The 21,533-nt window shown below is 61.5% G+C and carries 19 protein-coding genes; 16 read left to right on the forward strand and 3 right to left on the reverse strand.

Annotated elements, in window-relative coordinates:
* Positions 1 to 187: 187 nt before the first annotated feature.
* The 14 genes from M2497_RS07185 (at position 188) to M2497_RS07250 (ending at position 15,510) form a co-directional block, all read left to right on the forward strand.
* Positions 188 to 1,810 (forward strand): methyl-accepting chemotaxis protein, encoded by a 1,623-nt coding sequence (locus tag M2497_RS07185; protein ID WP_248486582.1) that lies wholly within the window; start codon positions 188 to 190, stop codon positions 1,808 to 1,810.
* Entirely contained in the window at positions 1,810 to 2,322 is a 513-nt protein-coding gene (locus M2497_RS07190; RefSeq protein ID WP_058423740.1) for a chemotaxis protein CheW, read from the forward strand. Before M2497_RS07185 ends, M2497_RS07190 begins: the two co-directional genes overlap by 1 nt.
* Positions 2,319 to 3,578 carry a CheR family methyltransferase gene (locus M2497_RS07195; protein WP_248486584.1) on the forward strand — a complete coding sequence of 420 codons (1,260 nt, stop codon included), beginning with the start codon at positions 2,319 to 2,321 and terminating at the stop codon, positions 3,576 to 3,578. The genes M2497_RS07190 and M2497_RS07195 overlap by 4 nt, the downstream gene beginning before the upstream one ends.
* Positions 3,575 to 4,276: a chemotaxis protein CheW gene (locus tag M2497_RS07200; protein ID WP_248486586.1), complete on the forward strand. Its 702-nt coding sequence runs from the start codon at positions 3,575 to 3,577 to the stop codon at positions 4,274 to 4,276. The genes M2497_RS07195 and M2497_RS07200 overlap by 4 nt, the downstream gene beginning before the upstream one ends.
* Positions 4,273 to 6,546 carry a hybrid sensor histidine kinase/response regulator gene (locus M2497_RS07205; RefSeq protein WP_248486588.1) on the forward strand — a complete coding sequence of 758 codons (2,274 nt, stop codon included), beginning with the start codon at positions 4,273 to 4,275 and terminating at the stop codon, positions 6,544 to 6,546. The genes M2497_RS07200 and M2497_RS07205 overlap by 4 nt, the downstream gene beginning before the upstream one ends.
* The gene (locus tag M2497_RS07210) at positions 6,543 to 7,553 is read left to right on the forward strand and encodes a chemotaxis response regulator protein-glutamate methylesterase (RefSeq protein WP_248486590.1); all 1,011 of its coding nucleotides are present in this window, start codon (positions 6,543 to 6,545) and stop codon (positions 7,551 to 7,553) included. Before M2497_RS07205 ends, M2497_RS07210 begins: the two co-directional genes overlap by 4 nt.
* A gap of 51 nt (positions 7,554 to 7,604) precedes the next feature.
* Positions 7,605 to 8,606 carry a diguanylate cyclase gene (locus M2497_RS07215; protein WP_248486592.1) on the forward strand — a complete coding sequence of 334 codons (1,002 nt, stop codon included), beginning with the start codon at positions 7,605 to 7,607 and terminating at the stop codon, positions 8,604 to 8,606.
* 237 nt (positions 8,607 to 8,843) lie between these two features.
* A protein-coding gene (prfB, locus tag M2497_RS07220) for a peptide chain release factor 2 (protein ID WP_100215725.1) occupies positions 8,844 to 9,939 on the forward strand; the annotation gives its coding sequence in 2 pieces (ribosomal slippage) (positions 8,844 to 8,915 and positions 8,917 to 9,939; 1,095 coding nt in all).
* An 81-nt stretch (positions 9,940 to 10,020) separates the two neighbouring features.
* Positions 10,021 to 11,523 (forward strand): lysine--tRNA ligase, encoded by a 1,503-nt coding sequence (lysS, locus tag M2497_RS07225; RefSeq protein WP_008431110.1) that lies wholly within the window; start codon positions 10,021 to 10,023, stop codon positions 11,521 to 11,523.
* A gap of 150 nt (positions 11,524 to 11,673) precedes the next feature.
* Positions 11,674 to 12,390 carry a TetR family transcriptional regulator gene (locus M2497_RS07230; protein ID WP_058425326.1) on the forward strand — a complete coding sequence of 239 codons (717 nt, stop codon included), beginning with the start codon at positions 11,674 to 11,676 and terminating at the stop codon, positions 12,388 to 12,390.
* Positions 12,391 to 12,406: 16 nt separating this feature from the next.
* Entirely contained in the window at positions 12,407 to 12,955 is a 549-nt protein-coding gene (locus M2497_RS07235) for a hypothetical protein (protein WP_248486593.1), read from the forward strand.
* A 21-nt stretch (positions 12,956 to 12,976) separates the two neighbouring features.
* Positions 12,977 to 14,254 (forward strand): flavohemoglobin expression-modulating QEGLA motif protein, encoded by a 1,278-nt coding sequence (locus M2497_RS07240; RefSeq protein ID WP_010212629.1) that lies wholly within the window; start codon positions 12,977 to 12,979, stop codon positions 14,252 to 14,254.
* A 27-nt stretch (positions 14,255 to 14,281) separates the two neighbouring features.
* Positions 14,282 to 15,187, forward strand: coding sequence for an alpha/beta hydrolase (locus M2497_RS07245; RefSeq protein ID WP_248486595.1), 906 nt, complete (start codon positions 14,282 to 14,284; stop codon positions 15,185 to 15,187).
* The gene (locus M2497_RS07250) at positions 15,184 to 15,510 is read left to right on the forward strand and encodes a hypothetical protein (protein ID WP_003172217.1); all 327 of its coding nucleotides are present in this window, start codon (positions 15,184 to 15,186) and stop codon (positions 15,508 to 15,510) included. The genes M2497_RS07245 and M2497_RS07250 overlap by 4 nt, the downstream gene beginning before the upstream one ends.
* Before the next feature lie 339 nt (positions 15,511 to 15,849).
* Here M2497_RS07250 and M2497_RS07255 read toward each other — a convergent pair whose 3' ends face one another.
* The 3 genes from M2497_RS07255 to M2497_RS07265 form a co-directional block, all read right to left on the reverse strand.
* Positions 15,850 to 16,635 (reverse strand): OmpA family protein, encoded by a 786-nt coding sequence (locus tag M2497_RS07255; RefSeq protein WP_058425322.1) that lies wholly within the window; start codon positions 16,633 to 16,635, stop codon positions 15,850 to 15,852.
* A 52-nt stretch (positions 16,636 to 16,687) separates the two neighbouring features.
* Positions 16,688 to 17,098 carry a DUF4398 domain-containing protein gene (locus tag M2497_RS07260; RefSeq protein ID WP_172832141.1) on the reverse strand — a complete coding sequence of 137 codons (411 nt, stop codon included), beginning with the start codon at positions 17,096 to 17,098 and terminating at the stop codon, positions 16,688 to 16,690.
* A 287-nt stretch (positions 17,099 to 17,385) separates the two neighbouring features.
* On the reverse strand, positions 17,386 to 17,730 hold the full coding sequence (locus tag M2497_RS07265) for a hypothetical protein (protein ID WP_058425320.1): 345 nt from the start codon (positions 17,728 to 17,730) through the stop codon (positions 17,386 to 17,388).
* Positions 17,731 to 17,914: 184 nt separating this feature from the next.
* On the opposite strand from M2497_RS07265, the gene ppc reads away from it, so the two are divergent.
* Both ppc and adk read left to right on the forward strand, forming a co-directional pair.
* Positions 17,915 to 20,542, forward strand: a complete 2,628-nt coding sequence (ppc, locus tag M2497_RS07270; protein WP_248486596.1) for a phosphoenolpyruvate carboxylase — start codon at positions 17,915 to 17,917, stop codon at positions 20,540 to 20,542.
* 279 nt (positions 20,543 to 20,821) lie between these two features.
* On the forward strand, positions 20,822 to 21,469 hold the full coding sequence (adk, locus tag M2497_RS07275) for an adenylate kinase (RefSeq protein WP_010212617.1): 648 nt from the start codon (positions 20,822 to 20,824) through the stop codon (positions 21,467 to 21,469).
* The last annotated feature ends 64 nt before the right edge of the window (positions 21,470 to 21,533 follow it).

Raw genomic sequence — 21,533 nt, forward strand, 5'->3', positions numbered from 1 at the left:
TGCGAGGGGGCTTGCCCCCCGATAGTGGTGTTTCAGTCTATTTACAGTTGGCTGGCACACCGCCATCGGGGGGCAAGCCCCCTCGCACATTTGCATTCTGTGGACGCTTCATCAAAACCCGTTGATTAATGAGGCCTTCTGCTCAGCTATACTCCCCTCCATTTGAATGGCCCTCCGAGGAATTACTGTGAAGAACTGGACCTTGCGCCAACGCATCCTGGCAAGTTTTGCGGTCATTATCGCCATCATGCTGTTAATGGTTGTGGTCTCCTATTCACGGTTGCTGAAGATCGAAACCAGTGAAGTCGCGGTGCGCGACGACGCGGTGCCCGGGGTCTACCTCAGTTCCATGATCCGCAGCGCGTGGGTCGACAGCTACCTGCAAACCCTGGAGTTGATCGGCCTGCGTGAAGACAAGGGCCTGACCGATACCGACAAGGCCGACTTCAAGTCCTATGAAAGCCGCATCCTGCAGCAGATGGCCAACTACCAGGCGACCATCAGTGGCGGCGACGACCAGGCCGAGTTCGATAAATTCGAAGCCCAGCACCAGGCTTACAACAAGGCGCTGGCTGCCGTCGTAGAGCGCCTGCAGAACAACGATTTGGCTGGGGCGCGCAAGCTGTTCGATACGCAGATGACGCCCAGCTGGGTCGCAGGCCGCATGAAGCTCAACGACATCATCACCGAGAACAAGAACGTCGCCGACCGTGCGACCAACGCGATCGATGATGCAGTATCCGCCGCGAAAATCAGCATGTTTGTGTCGCTGGCCCTGGCCATCCTCGCCGCCGGCCTGTGCGGCCTGCTGCTGATGCGCGCGATCATGGCGCCGATGCAGCGCATCGTCGATATCCTCGAAACCATGCGCGACGGCGACCTGAGCAAACGCTTGAACCTGGAGCGCAAGGACGAGTTCGGCGCGGTCGAAACCGGCTTCAACGACATGATGACCGAGCTCACGGCCCTGGTGTCCCAGGCCCAGCGCTCGTCGGTGCAGGTGACCACCTCGGTGACCGAGATTGCCGCCACCTCCAAGCAGCAACAGGCCACCGCCACCGAAACGGCCGCCACCACCACCGAGATCGGCGCCACCTCCCGCGAGATCGCGGCCACCTCCAAGGACCTGGTGCGCACCATGACCGAAGTGTCCACCGCCGCCGACCAGGCCTCGGTTGCCGCCGGTTCCGGCCAGCAAGGCCTGGCGCGCATGGAAGAAACCATGCACTCGGTGATGGGCGCCGCCGACCTGGTCAACGCCAAGCTGGCGATCCTCAATGAGAAGGCCGGCAACATCAACCAGGTGGTGGTGACCATCGTCAAGGTTGCCGACCAGACCAACCTGCTGTCGCTGAATGCCGCCATCGAAGCCGAGAAGGCCGGTGAATACGGCCGCGGTTTTGCCGTGGTCGCCACCGAAGTGCGCCGCCTCGCCGACCAGACCGCCGTGGCCACCTACGACATCGAACAGATGGTGCGCGAGATTCAGTCGGCAGTGTCGGCGGGTGTGATGGGCATGGACAAGTTCTCCGAAGAAGTGCGCCGTGGCATGTTTGAAGTGCAGCAAGTGGGCGAGCAACTGTCGCAGATCATCCACCAGGTACAGGCGCTGGCGCCGCGGGTGTTGATGGTCAATGAAGGCATGCAGGCCCAGGCCACCGGTGCCGAGCAGATCAACCACGCCCTGGTGCAACTGGGCGATGCCAGCAGCCAGACCGTCGAGTCCCTGCGCCAGGCCAGCTTTGCTATCGATGAGCTGAGCCAGGTGGCGGTCGGTCTGCGCAGCGGCGTGTCGCGTTTCAAAGTCTGATGAGCGACCTCGCGGCTAAACGCGGCGCCGTCCCGGCAGCGAAAAAGGCGTTGTTCCTGGTGTTCCACATCGGCAATGAACGTTATGCCCTCAAGGCCACGGAAGTGGCCGAAGTATTGCCGCGCCTGCCATTGAAACCGATTGCCCATGCACCGCTGTGGGTGGCGGGCATCTTTGCCCATCGCGGCGCGCTGGTGCCGGTGATCGACCTCAGCGCCCTGACCTTCGGCACCGCCGCCCAGGCGCGTACCAGCACACGGCTGGTGCTGGTCAATTACCAGCCCGAGCCCTGGCGCGAGCCGCGTTGGCTGGGGTTGATCCTCGAACAGGCCACCGACACCCTGCGCTGCGACCCGGCGCAGTTCCAGCCCTATGGCCTGGACAACCGCCAGGCGCCGTACCTGGGGCCGGTGCGCGAAGATGCGCTGGGCCTGATGCAATGGATCGGCGTGAATGACCTGCTGACCGACGACGTGCGCGCCGTGCTGTTTTGCCCCGAGTTGAGCCTATGAGCCACGACCCGCGTTTCTTTGCCTTCCTGAAAGAGCGCATCGGCCTGGACGTTGCCTCGGTCGGCGAAGCCATTATCGAGCGGGCGGTGCGCCAACGCACTCAGGCGGCCAACGCGCAGACCCCCGGCGAATATTGGCAGCACCTGCAAAGCTCCGAGGATGAACAGCAAGCGCTGATCGAAGCAGTGATCGTCCCGGAAACCTGGTTTTTCCGTTATCCAGAATCCTTTGTGACCCTGGCCCGCCTGGCCAAGGCGCGCTTGGCCGAGATCAAGCAGATGCGCGCACTGCGCATCCTCAGCCTGCCGTGCTCCACCGGTGAAGAACCTTATTCGATCGCCATGGCCTTGCTGGATGCCGGGTTGGCGCCGCATCAGTTCAAGGTGCAGGGCCTGGATGTCAGCCCGTTGTCGGTGGAGCGCGCGCGGCGTGGGGTGTATGGCAAAAACTCCTTTCGCGGCGGCGATATCGCCTTCCGTGACCGCCATTTCACCGAACACAGCGACGGTTATCACATTGCCGAGCGCGTGCGCGAACAGGTGCGCCTGCAAGTCGGCAACCTGCTCGACCCGACACTGCTGGCCAATGAGGCGAGCTACGATTTCGTGTTCTGCCGCAACTTGCTGATCTATTTCGACCAGCCGACCCAGAAACAAGTGTTCGACGTGCTCAAGGGCCTGACCCATGTGGACGGCGTGCTGTTTATCGGTCCGGCCGAGGGCAGCCTGTTGGGGCGCCATGGCATGCGTTCGATTGGTGTGCCGCAGTCGTTTGCGTTCAGTCGGCATGCCGAGCCGGTCAAGCCCGAACCGGTGTTTGTGCCCGTGCCTGCACCGGTGCCACAGCGCAGTGCCGCACCGATCCCGGTCAAGCCGAGGCCGTTCAGCGGTGGCAGTGCCCAGGTAGTGCCGATCAAGGCACCGCACACCGATGCGGGCGACTTGCTGAGCCGCATCGCCACCCTGGCCAACGAAGGCAAAAGCGCTGACGCCCGTGCTGCATGCGAACAGTATTTGAGTAACCATCCGCCGGCCGCCCAGGTGTTCTACTGGCTGGGGTTGCTCAGCGACGTGGCCGGCAGTGCCCTGGAAGCCCAGGGTTATTATCGAAAAGCCTTGTACCTGGAACCCCAGCACCCGCAGGCTTTGATGCACCTGGCCGCGTTGCTCGAATCCCAGGGCGACAGTGCGGGGGCGCGCCGCTTGCAGGCGCGGGCCGCGCGCAGTGAGCGAGCTGACAGTGAGTCCAAACGATGAGTAACACCGACGCGCTCGATACCGCAGGGCTGGACCTGACCTTGGCCGACACCCAGGCCATCGACGATTGCTGGAACCGCATCGGCATCCACGGCGACAAGTCCTGCCCGCTGCTGGCGGACCATATTCACTGCCGTAACTGCTCGGTGTACTCGGCAGCGGCCACACGTTTGCTGGACCGCTACGCCTTGCAGCAGGACGCGCATCGCCCGCATGCCGTCGTGGAACTGGGCGAAGACGTGGTCACCCGCTCCCTGCTGATGTTCCGCCTCGGTGAGGAATGGCTGGGCATCGCCACCCGCTGCCTGGTGGAAGTCGCGCCGCTGCAACCGATTCACTCGCTGCCGCACCAACGTTCCCGCGCCTTGCTCGGCGTGGCCAATGTCCGTGGTGCGCTGGTGGCGTGCCTGTCGCTGGTGGAACTGCTGGGCCTGGATGCCACCAGTAACGGCGCCAGCGGTGGGCGCATCATGCCGCGCATGTTGATCATCGCCGCGCAGGATGGCCCGGTGGTGGTGCCGGTGGATGAAGTCGATGGCATCCATGCCATCGATGAGCGCACCTTGAAGGCCGCCTCGGTCTCGGGCACCCAGGCCAGTGCGCGCTACACCCAAGGCGTGTTGCAGTGGAAAGGCCGCAGCTTGCGTTGGCTGGACGAGGCGCAATTGTTGTCTGCCGTGACCCGGAGCCTCACATGACCCCCGACCAGATGCGCGATGCCTCGCTGCTGGAACTGTTCAGCCTGGAAGCCGACGCCCAGACCCAGGTATTGAGCGCGGGCCTGCTGGCCCTGGAACGCAACCCGACCCAGGCCGACCAGCTCGAAGCGTGCATGCGCGCGGCGCACTCGCTCAAAGGCGCGGCGCGCATTGTTGGAGTGGACGCCGGGGTCAGTGTGTCCCACGTCATGGAGGATTGCCTGGTCAGTGCCCAGGAAAGCCGCCTGTATTTGCAACCCGAACATATTGATGCGCTGTTGCAAGGCACCGACCTGCTGATGCGCATCGCCACGCCGGGCAATGATGTGGGGCCGGCGGATATCGAAGCCTATGTGGCGTTGATGGAGCGTTTGCTCGACCCGTCCCAGGCGCCTGTCAAAGCGGCGCCTGCGCCAGAACCGGCACCTATCGTCGAAGCGCCGCTGCCGGAGCCCGAACCCGAGCTTGCGCTGCCGATGGTCGCCGAGCCGCCACGCCAGAACAAACGCATGACCGAAGGCGGCGAGCGCGTACTGCGGGTGACCGCCGAGCGCTTGAACAGCCTGCTGGACCTGTCGAGCAAATCCCTGGTGGAAACCCAGCGGCTCAAACCGTATCTGGCCAGCCTGCAACGCCTCAAGCGCATTCAGAGCCAGAGCGTGCGCGCGCTGGATACCCTGGACGGGCAACTCAAGACTCAACATCTGCCCCTCGAAGCCCAGGAAGCCCTGGCCGACACCCGCCGCCTGCTCAGCGAAGCCCAGGCCCTGCTGGCGGAAAAAACCGCCGAGCTGGACGAGTTCGGCTGGCAGGCCGGCCAGCGTGCGCAAGTGCTGTATGACACCGCGCTGGCCTGTCGCATGCGCCCATTTGCCGATGTGCTGGCCGGGCAAGTGCGCATGGTGCGCGACCTCGGTCGCAGCCTCGGTAAGCAAGTGCGCCTGGAGATCGAAGGCGAAAAGACCCAGGTCGACCGCGACGTGCTGGAAAAGCTTGAAGCACCGCTCACTCATTTATTGCGCAACGCTGTCGACCACGGCATCGAAATGCCTGAGCAACGCCTGTTGGCGGGCAAGCCGGCAGAAGGCGTGATCTGCCTGCGTGCCTCCCATCAAGCCGGGTTGCTGGTGCTGGAATTGAGCGATGACGGCAATGGCGTCGACCTGGAGCGCCTGCGCGGTACCATCGTCGACCGGCACCTGTCGCCGCTGGAAACCGCCCTGCGCCTGAGTGAAGAAGAGCTGCTGACATTCCTGTTCCTGCCGGGGTTCAGCCTGCGCGACAAGGTCACCGAAGTGTCCGGGCGCGGCGTCGGCCTGGATGCGGTGCAGCATATGGTTCGCCAACTGCGCGGTGCGGTGGTGCTGGAGCAGACGGCGGGGCAGGGCAGCCGTTTCCACCTGGAAGTGCCGCTGACCCTGTCGGTGGTGCGCAGCCTGGTGGTGGAAGTCGGCGAAGAAGCCTACGCGTTCCCGCTGGCCCATATCGAACGCATGTGCGACCTGGCGCCCGACGACATCGTGCAACTGGAGGGTCGCCAGCATTTCTGGCACGAGGGCCGGCATGTCGGGCTGGTCGCCGCCAGCCAGTTGTTGCAACGCCCGGCGGGACAGAGTCAGTCGGACACCCTGAAAGTGGTGGTGATCCGCGAGCGTGATGCGGTGTACGGGATTGCCGTGGAGCGCTTTATCGGCGAGCGTACGCTGGTGGTGCTGCCGCTGGATGATCGCCTGGGCAAGGTCCAGGATATTTCTGCCGGTGCCTTGCTGGACGACGGCTCGGTGGTGTTGATCGTCGACGTCGAAGATATGCTGCGTTCGGTGGACAAGTTGCTCAACACCGGCCGATTGGAACGCATTGCCCGGCGCAGCCAGCAAACCACCGAGGCACCGCGCAAGCGGGTGCTGGTGGTGGATGACTCGCTGACCGTGCGCGAACTGCAACGCAAATTGCTGCTGAATCGTGGTTATGAAGTGGCCGTGGCGGTCGATGGCATGGACGGCTGGAACGCCTTGCGCTCCGAAGACTTTGACCTGTTGATCACTGATATTGATATGCCTCGTATGGACGGTATTGAATTGGTCACACTCTTGCGCCGTGACAGTCGCCTGCAATCGTTGCCGGTGATGGTGGTGTCGTACAAGGATCGCGAAGAAGACCGACGTCGTGGACTGGACGCCGGCGCCGACTATTATTTAGCCAAAGCCAGTTTCCACGATGACGCCCTGCTGGACGCCGTAGTGGAACTGATCGGAGGCGCGCGGGCATGAGGATTGCGATCGTCAATGACATGCCCCTGGCGGTAGAGGCCTTGCGCCGCGCCTTGAGTTTCGAGCCCGCGCACGAAGTGGTGTGGGTGGCCAGCAATGGTCTTGAAGCGGTGCAACGCTGTGCAGAACTGACCCCGGACCTGATCCTGATGGACCTGATCATGCCGGTGATGGATGGCGTGGAGGCTACCCGCCAGATCATGGCCGAGACCCCGTGCGCCATCGTCATCGTGACCGTCGACCGCCAGGCCAACGTCAGTCGGGTGTTCGAAGCCATGGGTCATGGCGCCCTGGACGTGGTGGACACGCCGACCCTAGGCGTGGGCAACCCCAAGGATGCAGCGGCGCCGCTGCTGCGCAAGATCCTCAATATCGGCTGGCTGATCGGCCAGCGTGGCAGCCGTGTACGCGCCGAAACCGTCGCGCCGCGCATGACCGGCAAGCGCCAGAGCCTGGTGGCCATCGGGTCTTCGGCGGGTGGCCCGGCTGCCCTGGAAATCCTGCTCAAGGGCTTGCCCCGGGACTTTCCCGCCGCCATCGTGCTGGTGCAGCATGTGGACCAGGTGTTCGCCGCTGGCATGGCCGAATGGCTGAGCAGTGCCTCCGGCCTGCCGGTACGCCTGGCCCGTGAAGGCGAGCCGCCGCAAAGCGGCGTGGTCCTGCTGGCCGGCACCAACCACCACATTCGTTTACTGAAGAATGGCACGCTAGCCTATACCGCAGAGCCGGTGAACGAGATTTACCGGCCGTCGATCGACGTGTTTTTCGAAAGCGTGGCCAGCCACTGGAATGGCGATGCCGTTGGCGTACTGCTGACTGGCATGGGGCGCGACGGGGCCCAGGGCCTCAAATTGCTGCGTGAACAAGGTTATTTGACCATCGCCCAGGATCAGCACAGCTCGGCGGTGTACGGCATGCCCAAAGCGGCGGCGGCGATTGATGCTGCTGTTGAAATTCGCCCACTGGACAGGATTGCGCCCCGATTGCTGGAGGTCTTTGCCAGATGAACAAGGCCTCTCGCGGTGCTGGCTTGCAGGTAGTAATTCAGGTGACTGCACATGAATGATTTACAGATCGACGACATCAAGACCGACGAAAATGCCGCCATGGTGTTGCTGGTCGACGACCAGGCCATGATCGGCGAAGCCGTGCGGCGTGGCTTGGCCCATGAAGAAAACATCGACTTCCACTTCTGCGCCGATCCGCACCAGGCGATTGCCCAGGCGATCCGCATCAAGCCGACCGTTATCCTGCAAGACCTGGTTATGCCCGGCCTCGACGGCCTGACCCTGGTGCGCGAATACCGCAACCACCCGGCCACGCAGAACATCCCGATCATCGTGCTTTCGACCAAGGAAGACCCGCTGATCAAGAGTGCGGCGTTTTCGGCGGGGGCCAATGATTACCTGGTCAAGCTGCCGGATAACATCGAGCTGGTGGCGCGCATTCGCTATCACTCGCGCTCGTACATGACCTTGTTGCAACGGGATGCCGCCTATCGTGCGTTGCGGGTCAGCCAACAACAACTGTTGGACACCAACCTGGTGCTGCAACGGCTGATGAACTCCGATGGCCTGACCGGGTTGTCCAACCGTCGTCACTTTGATGAATACCTGGAGCTGGAATGGCGGCGTGCCATGCGTGACCAGACTCAGTTGTCGTTGTTGATGATTGATGTGGATTTCTTCAAGACCTACAACGATAGTTTTGGGCATGTTGAAGGTGACGAGGCGTTGCGCAAGGTTGCGGCGACCATCCGTGAGGCCAGCAGTCGGCCATCGGATTTGCCGGCGCGCTATGGCGGTGAGGAGTTTGCCCTGGTGCTGCCTAATACCTCGCCGGGTGGGGCGCGGTTGGTGGCTGAGAAGCTGCGCATGGCGGTTGCTGCGTTGAAGATTCCGCACATTGCGCCGACCGAAGGGGCCAGCCTTACGATTAGCATTGGTCTGTCCACGATGACGCCGCAGCAGGGGACGGATTGTCGGCAGGTGATTGTGGCGGCGGACAAGGGGTTGTATACGGCCAAGCATAATGGGCGCAATCAGGTCGGTATCGAGTGACCTGAAGTCTTACCCCATTCAATGTGGGAGGGGGGCTTGCCCCCGATAGCTGTGGGTCAGTCACAACATCATTGACTGACAGGCTGCCATCGGGGGCAAGCCCCCTCCCACATTGGGATCTTGATGGGTCTTGGGTTGTGTACAAATCCTGCCTTTTCGCCCAGCGGACTGCCGCTCCCCCCCATTTGCCGTTATACTCGCCGGCTTTCAAAAGTTCGCCAACGAGTGCTGCCCGCCATGGAAATCAACCCGATCCTTAACACCATCAAGGACCTGTCCGAGCGCTCCGAAACTATTCGGGGGTATCTTTGACTACGATCAAAAGCATGAGCGTCTGACCGAAGTCAATCGCGAGCTTGAAGATCCTGCTGTCTGGAACAAACCTGAATACGCCCAGGAACTGGGCCGCGAGCGCGCTGCGCTGGCGCAGATCGTCGATACCTTAGACGAGCTGAACACCGGTCTGGCCGATTGCCGTGACCTGCTGGACATGGCCGTCGAAGAAAACGACGAAGGCGCAGTGGGCGATGTCGTCGCCGAGCTGGCCCGTCTCGAGGAAAACCTCGCCAAGCTCGAATTCCGCCGCATGTTCAGCCATGAAATGGACCCGAACAACGCCTACCTGGACATCCAGGCCGGTTCCGGTGGCACCGAGGCACAGGACTGGGCCAACATCCTGCTGCGCATGTACCTGCGTTGGGCGGACAAGCGCGGTTTCGAAGCGACGATCATGGAACTGTCCGCCGGTGAAGTCGCCGGGATCAAGGGCGCGACCGTGCACATCAAGGGTGAGTACGCCTTTGGCTGGCTGCGTACCGAAATCGGCGTGCACCGCCTGGTGCGCAAGAGCCCGTTCGACTCCGGCAACCGTCGCCACACCTCGTTCTCCGCTGTTTTCGTCTCGCCAGAGATCGACGACAAGGTGGAAATCGAGATCAACCCGGCCGACCTGCGCATCGACACCTACCGCTCCTCCGGTGCCGGTGGCCAGCACGTAAACACCACCGACTCGGCCGTACGTATTACCCACGTACCGACCAACACCGTGGTCAGCTGCCAGAACGAACGTTCCCAGCACGCCAACAAGGACACCGCCATGAAAATGCTGCGGGCCAAGTTGTATGAGCAGGAAATGCAGAAGCGCAACGCCGCTTCCCAGGCGCTGGAAGACACCAAGTCGGATATCGGCTGGGGTCACCAGATCCGCTCTTATGTGCTCGATGCGTCGCGGATCAAGGATCTGCGCACTAACATCGAACGCAGCGACTGTGACAAGGTGCTCGACGGCGATATCGACGAATACCTGGAAGCCAGCCTGAAATCGGGCCTCTAAAGAACCTTGTAGGAGCGGGCTTGCCCGCGATCCCCAGCCGAAGGCTGGGGAAAACGTATCTGTGATGGAATTTCAAAAGACATGAGCGACCAACAACTCGACCCGCAAGCCCTGCAACAGGAAGAAAACTCCCTGATCGCCCTGCGCAAGGAAAAGCTTGCTGCCGAGCGCGCCAAGGGCAATGCCTTCCCCAACGACTTCCGCCGCGAAAACTACTGCGATGCCTTGCAGAAGCAGTACGCGGACAAGACCAAGGAAGAGCTGGCAGAGGCTGCGATCCCGGTCAAGGTGGCAGGTCGCATCATGCTCAACCGTGGCTCGTTCATGGTGATCCAGGACATGACCGGGCGTATCCAGGTCTACGTCAACCGCAAGACCTTGTCGGAAGAAACCCTGGCCTCGGTGAAAACCTGGGACATGGGCGACATCATCGCCGCCGAAGGCACCCTGGCCCGTTCAGGCAAGGGCGACCTGTACGTGGAAATGACCAGCGTACGCCTGCTGACCAAGTCGCTGCGCCCACTGCCGGACAAGCACCACGGCCTGACCGACACCGAACAGCGCTACCGCCAGCGCTACGTTGACCTGATCGTCAACGAAGAGGTGCGCCAGACCTTCCGCGTGCGTTCGCAAGTGATCGCACACATCCGCAGCTTCCTGATGAAGCGCGACTTCCTCGAAGTCGAAACGCCGATGCTGCAGACCATTCCTGGCGGTGCCGCTGCCAAGCCGTTCGAAACCCACCACAACGCCCTGGACATGGAAATGTTCCTGCGTATCGCGCCCGAGCTGTACCTCAAGCGCCTGGTGGTTGGCGGCTTCGAAAAAGTCTTCGAGATCAACCGCAACTTCCGTAACGAAGGCGTTTCGACCCGTCACAACCCTGAATTCACCATGTTGGAGTTCTACCAGGCCTACGCCGACTACGAAGACAACATGGACCTGACCGAAGAACTGTTCCGCGAACTGGCGCAGCTGGTCCTGGGCAGCACCGACGTGCCGTACGGCGACAAGGTGTTCCACTTCGGCGAGCCGTTCGTGCGCCTGTCGGTGTTCGATTCGATCCTCAAGTACAACCCTGAGCTGACTGCCGACGACCTGAACGACATCGACAAGGCCCGTGCCATCGCCAAGAAAGCCGGCGCCAAGGTGCTGGGCTTCGAAGGCCTGGGCAAATTGCAGGTGATGATTTTCGAAGAGTTGGTGGAGCACAAGCTGGAACAGCCGCACTTCATTACCCAGTACCCGTTCGAAGTGTCGCCGCTGGCCCGTCGCAACGACGACAACCCGAACGTCACTGACCGTTTCGAGCTGTTCATCGGCGGCCGTGAAATCGCCAACGCCTACTCCGAGTTGAACGACGCGGAAGACCAGGCCGAGCGCTTCATGGCCCAGGTGGCCGACAAGGACGCTGGCGACGACGAGGCCATGCACTACGACGCCGACTTCGTCCGCGCCCTGGAGTACGGCATGCCGCCGACCGCCGGTGAAGGGATCGGCATCGACCGCTTGGTGATGCTGTTGACCAACTCGCCATCGATCCGCGACGTGATCTTGTTCCCGCACATGCGGCCACAAGCGTAACCGTAGCGAAATCCGAAGCCGCCTTTTATAAGGCGGCTTTTTTATGTGGCGTTAATAAGCGTCAAGCAAACAGCGCCAGGAGATCGTTCCCACGCTCGGCGTGGTAACGCATACCGTGACGCTCTGCGTCACCTAATAAGGAAATCTGTCGTGAACCGCGTAACCGCTCAAGAAGGCGCCGCCGGCATTGCCGCTGCCGTGGCTGAAAGCGTCCAGTACCAGGGCCGCAAGGCCAGTCGTCGGGGCAGCGAGCAACGCAGGCAGGACATTCTCGATGCGGCCATGCGCATCGTCGTGCGTGACGGCGTGCGCGCCGTGCGCCATCGAGCGGTGGCAGCGGAGGCGGGCGTGCCCCTGTCGGCTACCACCTATTACTTCAAGGACATCGATGATCTGCTCACCGATACCTTCGCCCAATACGTCGAACGCAGCGCCGCGTTCATGGGCAAGCTGTGGGTGCGTAACGAAGGCTTGCTGCGCGAAATGGTCGCCTATGGGGATGGCAGCCCCGAATCACGCTCACAGTTGGCCGATGATATTGCACGGCTGACCGCTGATTACGTCTTGCGCCAATTGACCAACCGCCGTGAACACTTGATGGCTGAGCAGGCATTTCGTCAGGAAGCCTTGCTCAACCCGCGCCTGGCGGAGTTGGTGCGTTCCCATCAACAGATTCTGTTGCAGGGCACCGGGCAGTTTTTCCAGGTATTGGGCTCCCGCGAGCCGCAACAGGATGCCAAAGTGTTGACGGCGATAATCAGTCGGATGGAATATCAGGGCCTGCTGGGCAGTGCAGAGCCTCTGACCGGTGAAGAGATGCTTGAGATCCTCAAGCGCTATATGCATTTGGTGTTGGCCTCGGTCTGACACCGGGGGATGTCCAATGAAAGCCTGGCGTGTGGTTGCAATCGCCTTGTCGTTCCTGCTGCTCAGCGGTTGCCTGGTGACCTTCAAGGACCCGCTGCCGGCCCATGACGCCGCGCCGCCAGCCCTGCTGGGCCAGTGGGCGAGCAAAAACGCCTGGGGCGAGCCGCTCAACCTGCATATCAGCGCCGTCGGTGAACACCGCTATAAAGCCGTGAGCTACCCTACAGCCAAGCCCGGCCAGCGTGACGAATACCGGTTTACCGTTTCGCGCCATGGCAGCCGCTGGTATTTGTCGGCGCCGCTGCCGGCCAAGCTCGGTGGGCATTTCATCCTGGCGGGGTTTGAGATCAACGAAAAGCACGAATTGGTGGTCTACACCCTCGACCTTGAGCAGATCCACCAAGCGATAGACCAACAGGCGTTGCACGGCAGCACCGTGGACACGGTCGAGGGCGCCGGGGTGCTGGTCGACAGCCCCTTGGACCAAGTGTTTGCGTACCTGGATGACCCGGCCAATGCCGATGTATTCGTGGAAGCCGTGCGCTACCAGCGCGCGGGCCAATAACGTTTAAAGAGGAAGCACCGGGTGGACGATTACCAGCAGACGATACGCACCTTGTCTGATCGCATTGTGCTGGCGCAAACACCGATTCGCGTCCTCGACGCCGTGAAGTGGGACGAGAATATTCGCCAGGGATTCCTCAAGGCCAAGGGCAAGGAAATGCCGGCGGTGAGCCGTGACTATTACCTCAATCGACCGCTGTCGTTCGACTCCAGCGCGGTGAAGCTGGAGTTCCAGAACATCGAGCGCGACATCACCCGTCGCCTCGGCCAGTTCAGCCCGGTGGGGCAGATCATGCGCCGCATGTGCAAGGAGTACCGCATGGTGGTGCGCATGCTCGAAGCGCGTGGTACCGAGGATTTCGGCCTGATCTCCCAAGAATTGTACGGCGCTGCCTCCGATGCGTTTCACGCCGGCGATCCGACCCTGGCTGACCTGGGGCTGATGCTGTCCGATTATCTGAACAATATAGACGGCCGAGGCGACTTGAAGGACGAGGCCAAGACCCTCACCGCCAAGGATGCCGTCGCCCTGCTGCAAACCCGCCTGAACAAGGTATTTGGCGAGGCCGAAGAGACCATCCGCGTGTTCGAGTCCGACGGTATTGTCGCTGACGCCGCAGCGGGCGCCGACTACATCAAGATCCGCGCCGACGCGATGTTCAACGACCGCGACGTGCGCGCCCTGGAAGTGCATGAAGGCCTGGTGCATGTGGGCACTACCCTCAATGGCCAGAACCAGCCGATCTGCACCTTCCTGTCCAAGGGGCCGCCCTCGTCCACCGTGACCCAGGAAGGCCTGGCGATTTTGATGGAGATCATCACCTTCGCCTCCTACCCGAGTCGCCTGCGCAAGCTGACCAACCGCACCCGTGCCATTCATATGGTGGAAGAGGGCGCCGACTTCCTGCAGGTGTTCGAGTTCTTTCGCGAGCAAGGCTTCGAGATGGCTGAAAGCTACGGCAACGCCAGTCGTGTTTTCCGTGGTTCGGTGCCGACCGGTCTGCCGTTCACCAAGGACCTGTCCTACCTCAAAGGCTTTATCATGGTCTACAACTACATCCAGCTGGCCGTGCGCAAAGGCAAGCTGGAACAAGTGCCGCTGCTGTTCTGCGGCAAGACCACCCTAGAAGACATGCGCACCCTGCGCCAACTGGTCGATGAAGGCCTGGTGGTGCCGCCCAAGTACCTGCCAGAGCAATTCCGCGACATGAACGCGCTGGCGGCCTGGATGTGCTTCTCCAACTTCCTCAACCACCTGAGCCTGGATCGGATCGAGGCGGATTACTCCAATATCCTTTAAACCGTGCTATTCGCGAGGCTTCAACGGATGAGAATCCTCGGCATTCTGTGCCTGCTACTCACATTGAACGGCTGCAGTTCCCTGCTGTTCTACCCCGAGCCCGGCCTGCCGTTCACGCCGGAAAAAGCTCATCTTCAATACCGTGACGTCACCCTCACCACTGCCGACGGTGTAAAGCTCAACGCCTGGTGGCTACCGGCCAAACCCGGCGTGCCACTCAAGGGGACGGTGCTGCACCTGCATGGCAACGGCGGCAACCTGGCCTGGCATCTGGGCGGCAGCTGGTGGTTGCCCGAGCAGGGCTACCAAGTGCTGTTGGTGGACTATCGCGGTTATGGCTTGTCGGAGGGGAAGCCGTCATTACCGGCGATCTATCAGGATGTGGACGCGGCGTTCCAATGGATCGACAAGGCGCCCGAAACCCAGGGCCAGCCGTTGATAGTGCTGGGTCAGAGCCTGGGCGGCGCATTGGCGGTGCACTACCTGGCCGCCCACCCGGAGCGCCAATCGCGGCTCAAGGCGCTGGTGCTGGACGGCGTGCCCGCCAGTTATCGTGACGTAGGACAATTCGCCCTGAGCACCTCCTGGTTAACATGGCCGTTTCAGGTGCCGTTGTCCTGGCTGGTCCCGGACGCCGACAGTGCCATCCATGCCATGCCCCAGCTGACAGGTGTACCCAAGCTGCTGTTCCACAGCCTGGATGACCCGATCGTGCCGGTGACCAACGGGATCCGCCTGTACCAGGCCGCACCGCCACCCAGGGTGTTACAGCTGACCCGAGGCGGCCATGTGCAGACCTTTGCCGACAAGACCTGGCAAACCGTGATGCTGCGTTACCTGGATGACCCTCAGCACTTCAATGGACTGCGCCGCCTGGGCGAAATCCCGAATTACCCGATTCCTAACGTTGACTCATCAGAGAGCCCGCAATGAGCGAAGAACGCAACATGATCCCGCTGATCCTCACCGGTATCGGCACCATCATCGGTACTGTCGGTTGCCTGTGGTACTACGGCTACCTGCACTTCGCCAAGCCGGAAGATGCGTTGTTGCTCAGCGACTTCACCATGCTCAAGACCGTGCCCGGCGAGGACTACAAGATCTCCCTGACGCCAGCCGCCCAAGTGGCGCAATGCGTGGATGGTGTACTGGTGATGTTCGACACTGAGCAGAAAGGCCTGAGCGGTGTGCTGGTGAATAACAAGAAGCAGGCCGTGCGATGCATGGGGCAGGAAACACCACAACTCCAGCAGTAAGCCGGATGTACCGCGCCTGAAATATCTGGAACCGTTTTGCGTAACAGACCACTCATTGGCGTGTCAGCGTTCATGGTGAGATTTGCGAACCGCCAGCCAGGGGAGTGTCATGGTCAAGTTGGGTGAGATAAGTGCGATAGACAGGTGGTTGGAGATGTCCAGGATGCAGGAGCTCGTTGAAGCGCTCCGTGGAGGCGTCGACGATACCGCGCAAAAGGAGCAGGGGGAGCAGTGCCAAGAGAAACCAGGCTATGCAGGTTTCGAGAGCGACAAGTGTCCAATCAAATTCTAAGTGTAAAAAAACCCACCGTTTCTGGTGGGTTTTTTCTATCCAAACAATCAGTTAGCGACGGACGACCGTGGCTTGACCGGCTGGTTGTCATTGGAGATGGTTACTTCGACGCGACGGTTCATGGCACGACCAGATACGCTACCGTTATCGGCAACCGGGTATTCCTTGCCATAGCCCTGGGTCACGATGCGCGAGATATCCACGCCCTGTTGTGCCAGTGCACGTTGTACGGAGGCTGCACGACGCTCGGACAGGCTCTGGTTGTACGAATCGGAACCGGTGCTGTCGGTGTAGCCTTCGACGATCACCTTACGGTCCGGGTTATCGCGCAGGAACTGCGCCAGCTTGGTGATGTTCACCAGGCCGCTGGATTTCAGGTCGGACTTGTTGGTGGCAAACAGCACGTCACCGAAGGTCACCAGGGTGCCGCGATCAGTCTGCTTGGCGTTCAAGCTGTCCTGCAGTTGCTTGATCTGCGCATCACGGGCGTCGAGCAGGGCGCGGGCGCGTTCGTCACCGGCGTTTTTCAGCTTGGCTTCGGATTCGCGCAGCACGATGGTGTCTTTGGCTACTTCAACGCGCTGGTTGGTCAGGTAGGCCAGTTGGTCGACCTTCTTCTGATCTTCCTTGTCGCGGTATGCCTTGTCAGCCTTGTCCAGCCAATCGCTGGCGTCTTTGGTTTCCAGCGCCGCGAGCTTGGTGGCCTGCGGGTTGGTCTGCAGGGACGAGAAGTTGGTCCGTGCGTTTTCCAGGTTCGCGTTAGGCGGGGTGGAGCAGGCCGCCAGGGCAACGCTCATCGCCAGCAGGGCAGGGATCATCAATTGTTTACGCATAGTCGTGTCGTCCTTTCAATTCGATATCGGGTGCAATGCAATCAGGGGCGGCTTATTTCTGCTGGATAGCAGCCGGGCGCATGCCTTCCTGACGCAGCTCCTGAACAGCTTTCTGGGAGTCCTTCACAGCCTGTTCGGCCTTAGCGGCCTGGGATTTACGCTCAGCGACACGAGCGTCCCACTCGGCTTGTTCGGCCAGGCGACGGGCTTCGTCGTAGTTCTTGTCGTGCATGGCAATCTCGGCTTGCTTGAGCTTGTCCTGAGCCGACTTCATTTCTACCGCTGCGTACTCGGTGCCGCCGGCGCTGACAGCGCTGTTCACCGCAGATTGGGTCACGGCGTACTGCTCGGTCGGAGGGTTGCCGGCGCAGCCCGCCAGAACGAAGCTGGTGCCGATTGCCAGCGCGGCCAATTTGAGCCCGCGCAGGTGGTTAAACGAGGATTTGGCAGTGCTGGTCTTCATCGTCTTCAACTCCATTGGATAACTCCTGAAAAACATCAAAATCCATGTCACTGGTCTGCGGCTGGGGGCTTGGTACTCACGCACAAATTGCCCTTTAAAACGGCCGTTCCAAGTGATGGCTTACTGGCTGTGACCGGAGGCTTTTTTCAAAAGTTCAGAGAAGATGGCGATTTGCCTAAAAAAATATCTGACTGTTTGGTCAGCGAAAAAACTTGGAACTTCTGCGTTGCGCAGCGGTACGCCGGGCTCCTAAAGAGCCCGGAATACAGGGGGTTTGCGCTAGGGTTTCAGTGTTTCGGTTTGTCGCCACTCGCTGATAAGTCATGCAGATAGCGACGCGACAGCGTCAGAAAGCGCGGAGTAGGGCCGACATCTTCATAGAGCGGGTCGCCCTCTTCATCGGTGGCGATCACCTGCTGCCCCTTGATGTATGGAAAGCTGGCTTCCAGCTCTTCCAGTGCGGCGCCGATCAGTTCGCCGAGCAGTTCTTCGGTGCTGCGCTTGGGGTACATCTCGGCGATCGCTGCCAGGCGTGCCGCAGCTTCCACATCCAGATGGATGGCGTACTCGGTCTTGGTCAGGCGACCCTTGGCATTCTCTTCCCAGTGCTGGGCCAGTTCTCGGATTTTCATGGCAACCTCAATAAAGCTCGCGATAGCAGGCGGTGATGAGTGACCCGCCGTCCGCGTGGATAAACGCGGCGACTTAGTGTTGAGACTAGCTGCAACTCACAAGGTTTAAAGTCTTGTCATAAATGAGCGCTGGCGGCACTCTGGCAAACCTGCGCGTCCCGGATTTCTGGCTGGAGATTGGCTGATGAGTGATATCGATGCACGCTTGCGTGAGGATGTTCACCTGCTGGGTGAACTGTTGGGCAACACCATTCGAGAGCAGTATGGCGACGATTTCCTCGACAAGATCGAGCAGATCCGCAAGGGCGCCAAGGCCGACCGCCGTGGCGCAGGCGATGAACTGAGCACCAGCCTCAACCAGTTGCAGGAAGATGAACTGCTGCCGGTGGCCCGTGCTTTCAACCAGTTCCTTAACCTGGCCAACATTGCCGAACAGTATCAGCTGATTCATCGACGCGATGAGTCGCAACCGGCACCCTTCGAGTCCCGTGTTTTGCCTGAGTTGCTGGCGCGGCTGCAAGCCGAAGGCCACAGCAACGAATCCCTGGCCCGGCAATTGGGGCGCCTGGAGATTGAGCTGGTCCTCACCGCCCACCCCACCGAAGTGGCGCGCCGCACCCTGATCCAGAAGTACGACGCCATCGCCGCCCAACTGGCGCTGCAGGATCATCGCGACCTCACCACGGCCGAGCGCGAGCAGATCCGCCAACGCCTGCAACGCTTGATCGCCGAGGCCTGGCACACCGAAGAAATCCGCCGCACCCGGCCCACGCCGGTAGACGAAGCCAAGTGGGGCTTTGCGGTCATCGAGCATTCGCTGTGGCACGCGATTCCCAATTACCTGCGCAAGGCCGACCAGGCCCTGCACGCTGCCACCGGCCTGCGCTTGCCGCTGGAGGCGGCGCCGATCCGCTTTGCGTCGTGGATGGGCGGCGACCGTGACGGCAACCCGAATGTCACTGCACCGGTCACCCGCGAAGTCTTGCTGCTGGCGCGCTGGATGGCTGCCGATCTGTACCTGCGCGATATCGATCACCTGGCCTCCGAGCTGTCGATGCAGCGCGCCAGCCCGGCGTTGCAGGCCAAGGTCGGCGATAGCGTCGAACCCTATCGCGCCTTGCTCAAGCAATTGCGTGAACGCCTGCGTGCCACGCGCCAATGGGCGCATACGGCGTTGAGCAGTAGCACGCCGGCACCTGCCGAGGTGTTGCAGAACAACCGCGATCTGCTCGAACCGCTGGAGTTGTGCTACCAGTCGCTGCACGAATGCGGCATGGGCGTGATCGCTGATGGGCCGTTGCTCGACTGCCTGCGGCGGGCGGTGACTTTCGGCCTGTTCCTGGTGCGGTTGGATGTGCGCCAGGATTCCAGCCGCCATTGCGCGGCCATGACCGAAATCACCGATTATCTCGGTCTGGGTCGTTACGAAGACTGGAACGAAGAGATGCGCATCAGCTTCCTGATGAAGGAGCTGGCCAACCGTCGACCGTTACTGCCGGGTTATTTCAAACCGTCGGCGGATACCGCCGAAGTGCTTAACACCTGCAAGGAAGTCGCCGCCGCCCCCGCTGCGTCGTTGGGCTCGTATGTCATCTCCATGGCCGGCGCTGCGTCGGATGTGCTGGCAGTGCAACTGCTGCTTAAAGAGTCGGGCGTGCAACGGCCGATGCGTGTGGTGCCGCTGTTTGAAACCCTGGCCGACCTGGATAACGCAGGCCCGGTGATCGAGCAACTGTTGCTGCTGCCGGGTTACCGCGCGCGGCTGCAAGGCCCGCAGGAAGTGATGATCGGCTACTCGGACTCGGCCAAGGACGCCGGCACCACCGCCGCTGCCTGGGCGCAGTACCGGGCGCAGGAACGCCTGGTGGATATCTGCCGTGAACAGCAAGTGGAACTGCTGTTGTTCCACGGCCGTGGTGGCACCGTTGGCCGTGGCGGCGGCCCGGCCCACGCGGCGATCCTGTCGCAGCCACCGGGGTCGGTGGCGGGACGCTTCCGTACCACCGAACAGGGCGAGATGATCCGCTTCAAGTTCGGCCTGCCGGATATTGCCGAGCAGAACCTCAACCTTTACCTGGCCGCTGTGTTGGAGGCGACCCTGTTGCCACCGCCGCCGCCTGAACCGGCCTGGCGCCATTTGATGGACGAATTGGCGGCAGACGGGGTCAGCGCTTATCGCGCCGTGGTGCGCGAGAATCCGCAGTTCGTTGAGTATTTCCGCCAATCCACGCCGGAGCAGGAATTGGGCCGCTTGCCGTTGGGCAGCCGCCCGGCCAAGCGCCGAGCGGGCGGGATTGAAAGCCTGCGTGCGATTCCGTGGATCTTCGGCTGGACCCAGACCCGCCTCATGCTGCCCGCCTGGCTGGGTTGGGAAGCGGCGCTGAGCAAGGCCCTGGAACGTGGCGAAGGCGACTTGCTGGGGCAGATGCGTGAGCAGTGGCCGTTCTTCCGCACCCGCATCGACATGCTGGAAATGGTGCTGGCCAAGGCCGATGCCGATATCGCCCGCCTGTATGACGAGCGTCTGGTGCAGCCGGACCTGTTGCCACTGGGTGCGCATTTGCGCGACCTATTGTCGCAGGCCTGCAAGGTGGTGCTTGGCCTGACTGGCCAGTCGCAGCTGCTGGCCCATAGCCCGGACACCCTGGAGTTCATCCGCCTGCGCAATACCTACCTCGACCCGCTGCACCTGTTGCAGGCCGAGTTGCTGGCGCGCTCGCGCCAGCAGGAAGCGGCACAGGACAGCCCTCTGGAACAGGCGCTGCTGGTCTCCGTGGCCGGTATTGCCGCCGGTTTGCGTAACACCGGCTAAGGTTTTTTGCGTGTTCTCAACGGCTTGCAGATAAACCACGGCGGCCGCCCTGAAACGGGCGGCCGCCGATTGTGCGGCCAGGTTGCACCCAGGCGCACCCTACCTATGACGTATAGGCAGCACGGGTTCCTGCGACTTTTGGCGGCTTGTGTGCTTAAGGCCTGCTGTGTATCTTGATCAGCCTTTGGCCGTTTGGGCGGCCCGAATTCTATTTTTACGCGATTGGCCCGCCGCGGCGAATCCGAGCGTCATCTCTATAAAAAATTGAGGAGCACATCAATGCGCGTCATTCTGCTGGGAGCTCCCGGGGCCGGTAAAGGTACTCAGGCAAAGTTCATCACTGAAAAATTCGGCATTCCACAAATCTCCACCGGCGACATGCTGCGTGCGGCCGTCAAGGCCGGCACCGAGCTGGGCCTGATCGCCAAGAGCGTGATGGACAGCGGTGGCCTGGTTTCCGATGACTTGATCATCAACCTGGTCAAGGAACGCATCAGCCAGGAAGACTGCAAGAACGGTTTCCTGTTCGACGGCTTCCCGCGCACCATTCCCCAGGCTGAAGCCCTGGTGAAGGCGGGCGTCGAGCTGGATGCCGTGGTCGAAATCGCGGTTGAAGACGAAGAAATCGTCCAGCGTATTGCCGGTCGTCGCGTCCACGAAGCCTCGGGCCGCGTGTACCACACCGTCTACAACCCGCCGAAGGTTGAAGGCAAGGACGACGTCACCGGTGAAGACCTGGTGCAGCGCAAGGACGACACCGAAGAAACCGTGCGTCATCGCCTGTCGGTCTACCACTCCCAGACCAAGCCGCTGGTGGACTTCTATCAGAAGCTGTCCGCCGCCCAGGGCAAGCCGAAGTACAGCCACATTCCTGGCGTCGGCTCGGTTGAAGCGATCACCGCCAAAGTGCTGCAAGCACTGAGCTGATCCCGCGACCGGCTTCACGGATAACGGCCCGCTTGCGGGCCGTTGTTGTTTATACTGGCGCACT

It is taken from the genome of Pseudomonas sp. CYM-20-01 (assembly GCF_023169845.1).
Taxonomy (GTDB): domain Bacteria; phylum Pseudomonadota; class Gammaproteobacteria; order Pseudomonadales; family Pseudomonadaceae; genus Aquipseudomonas; species Aquipseudomonas azotoformans.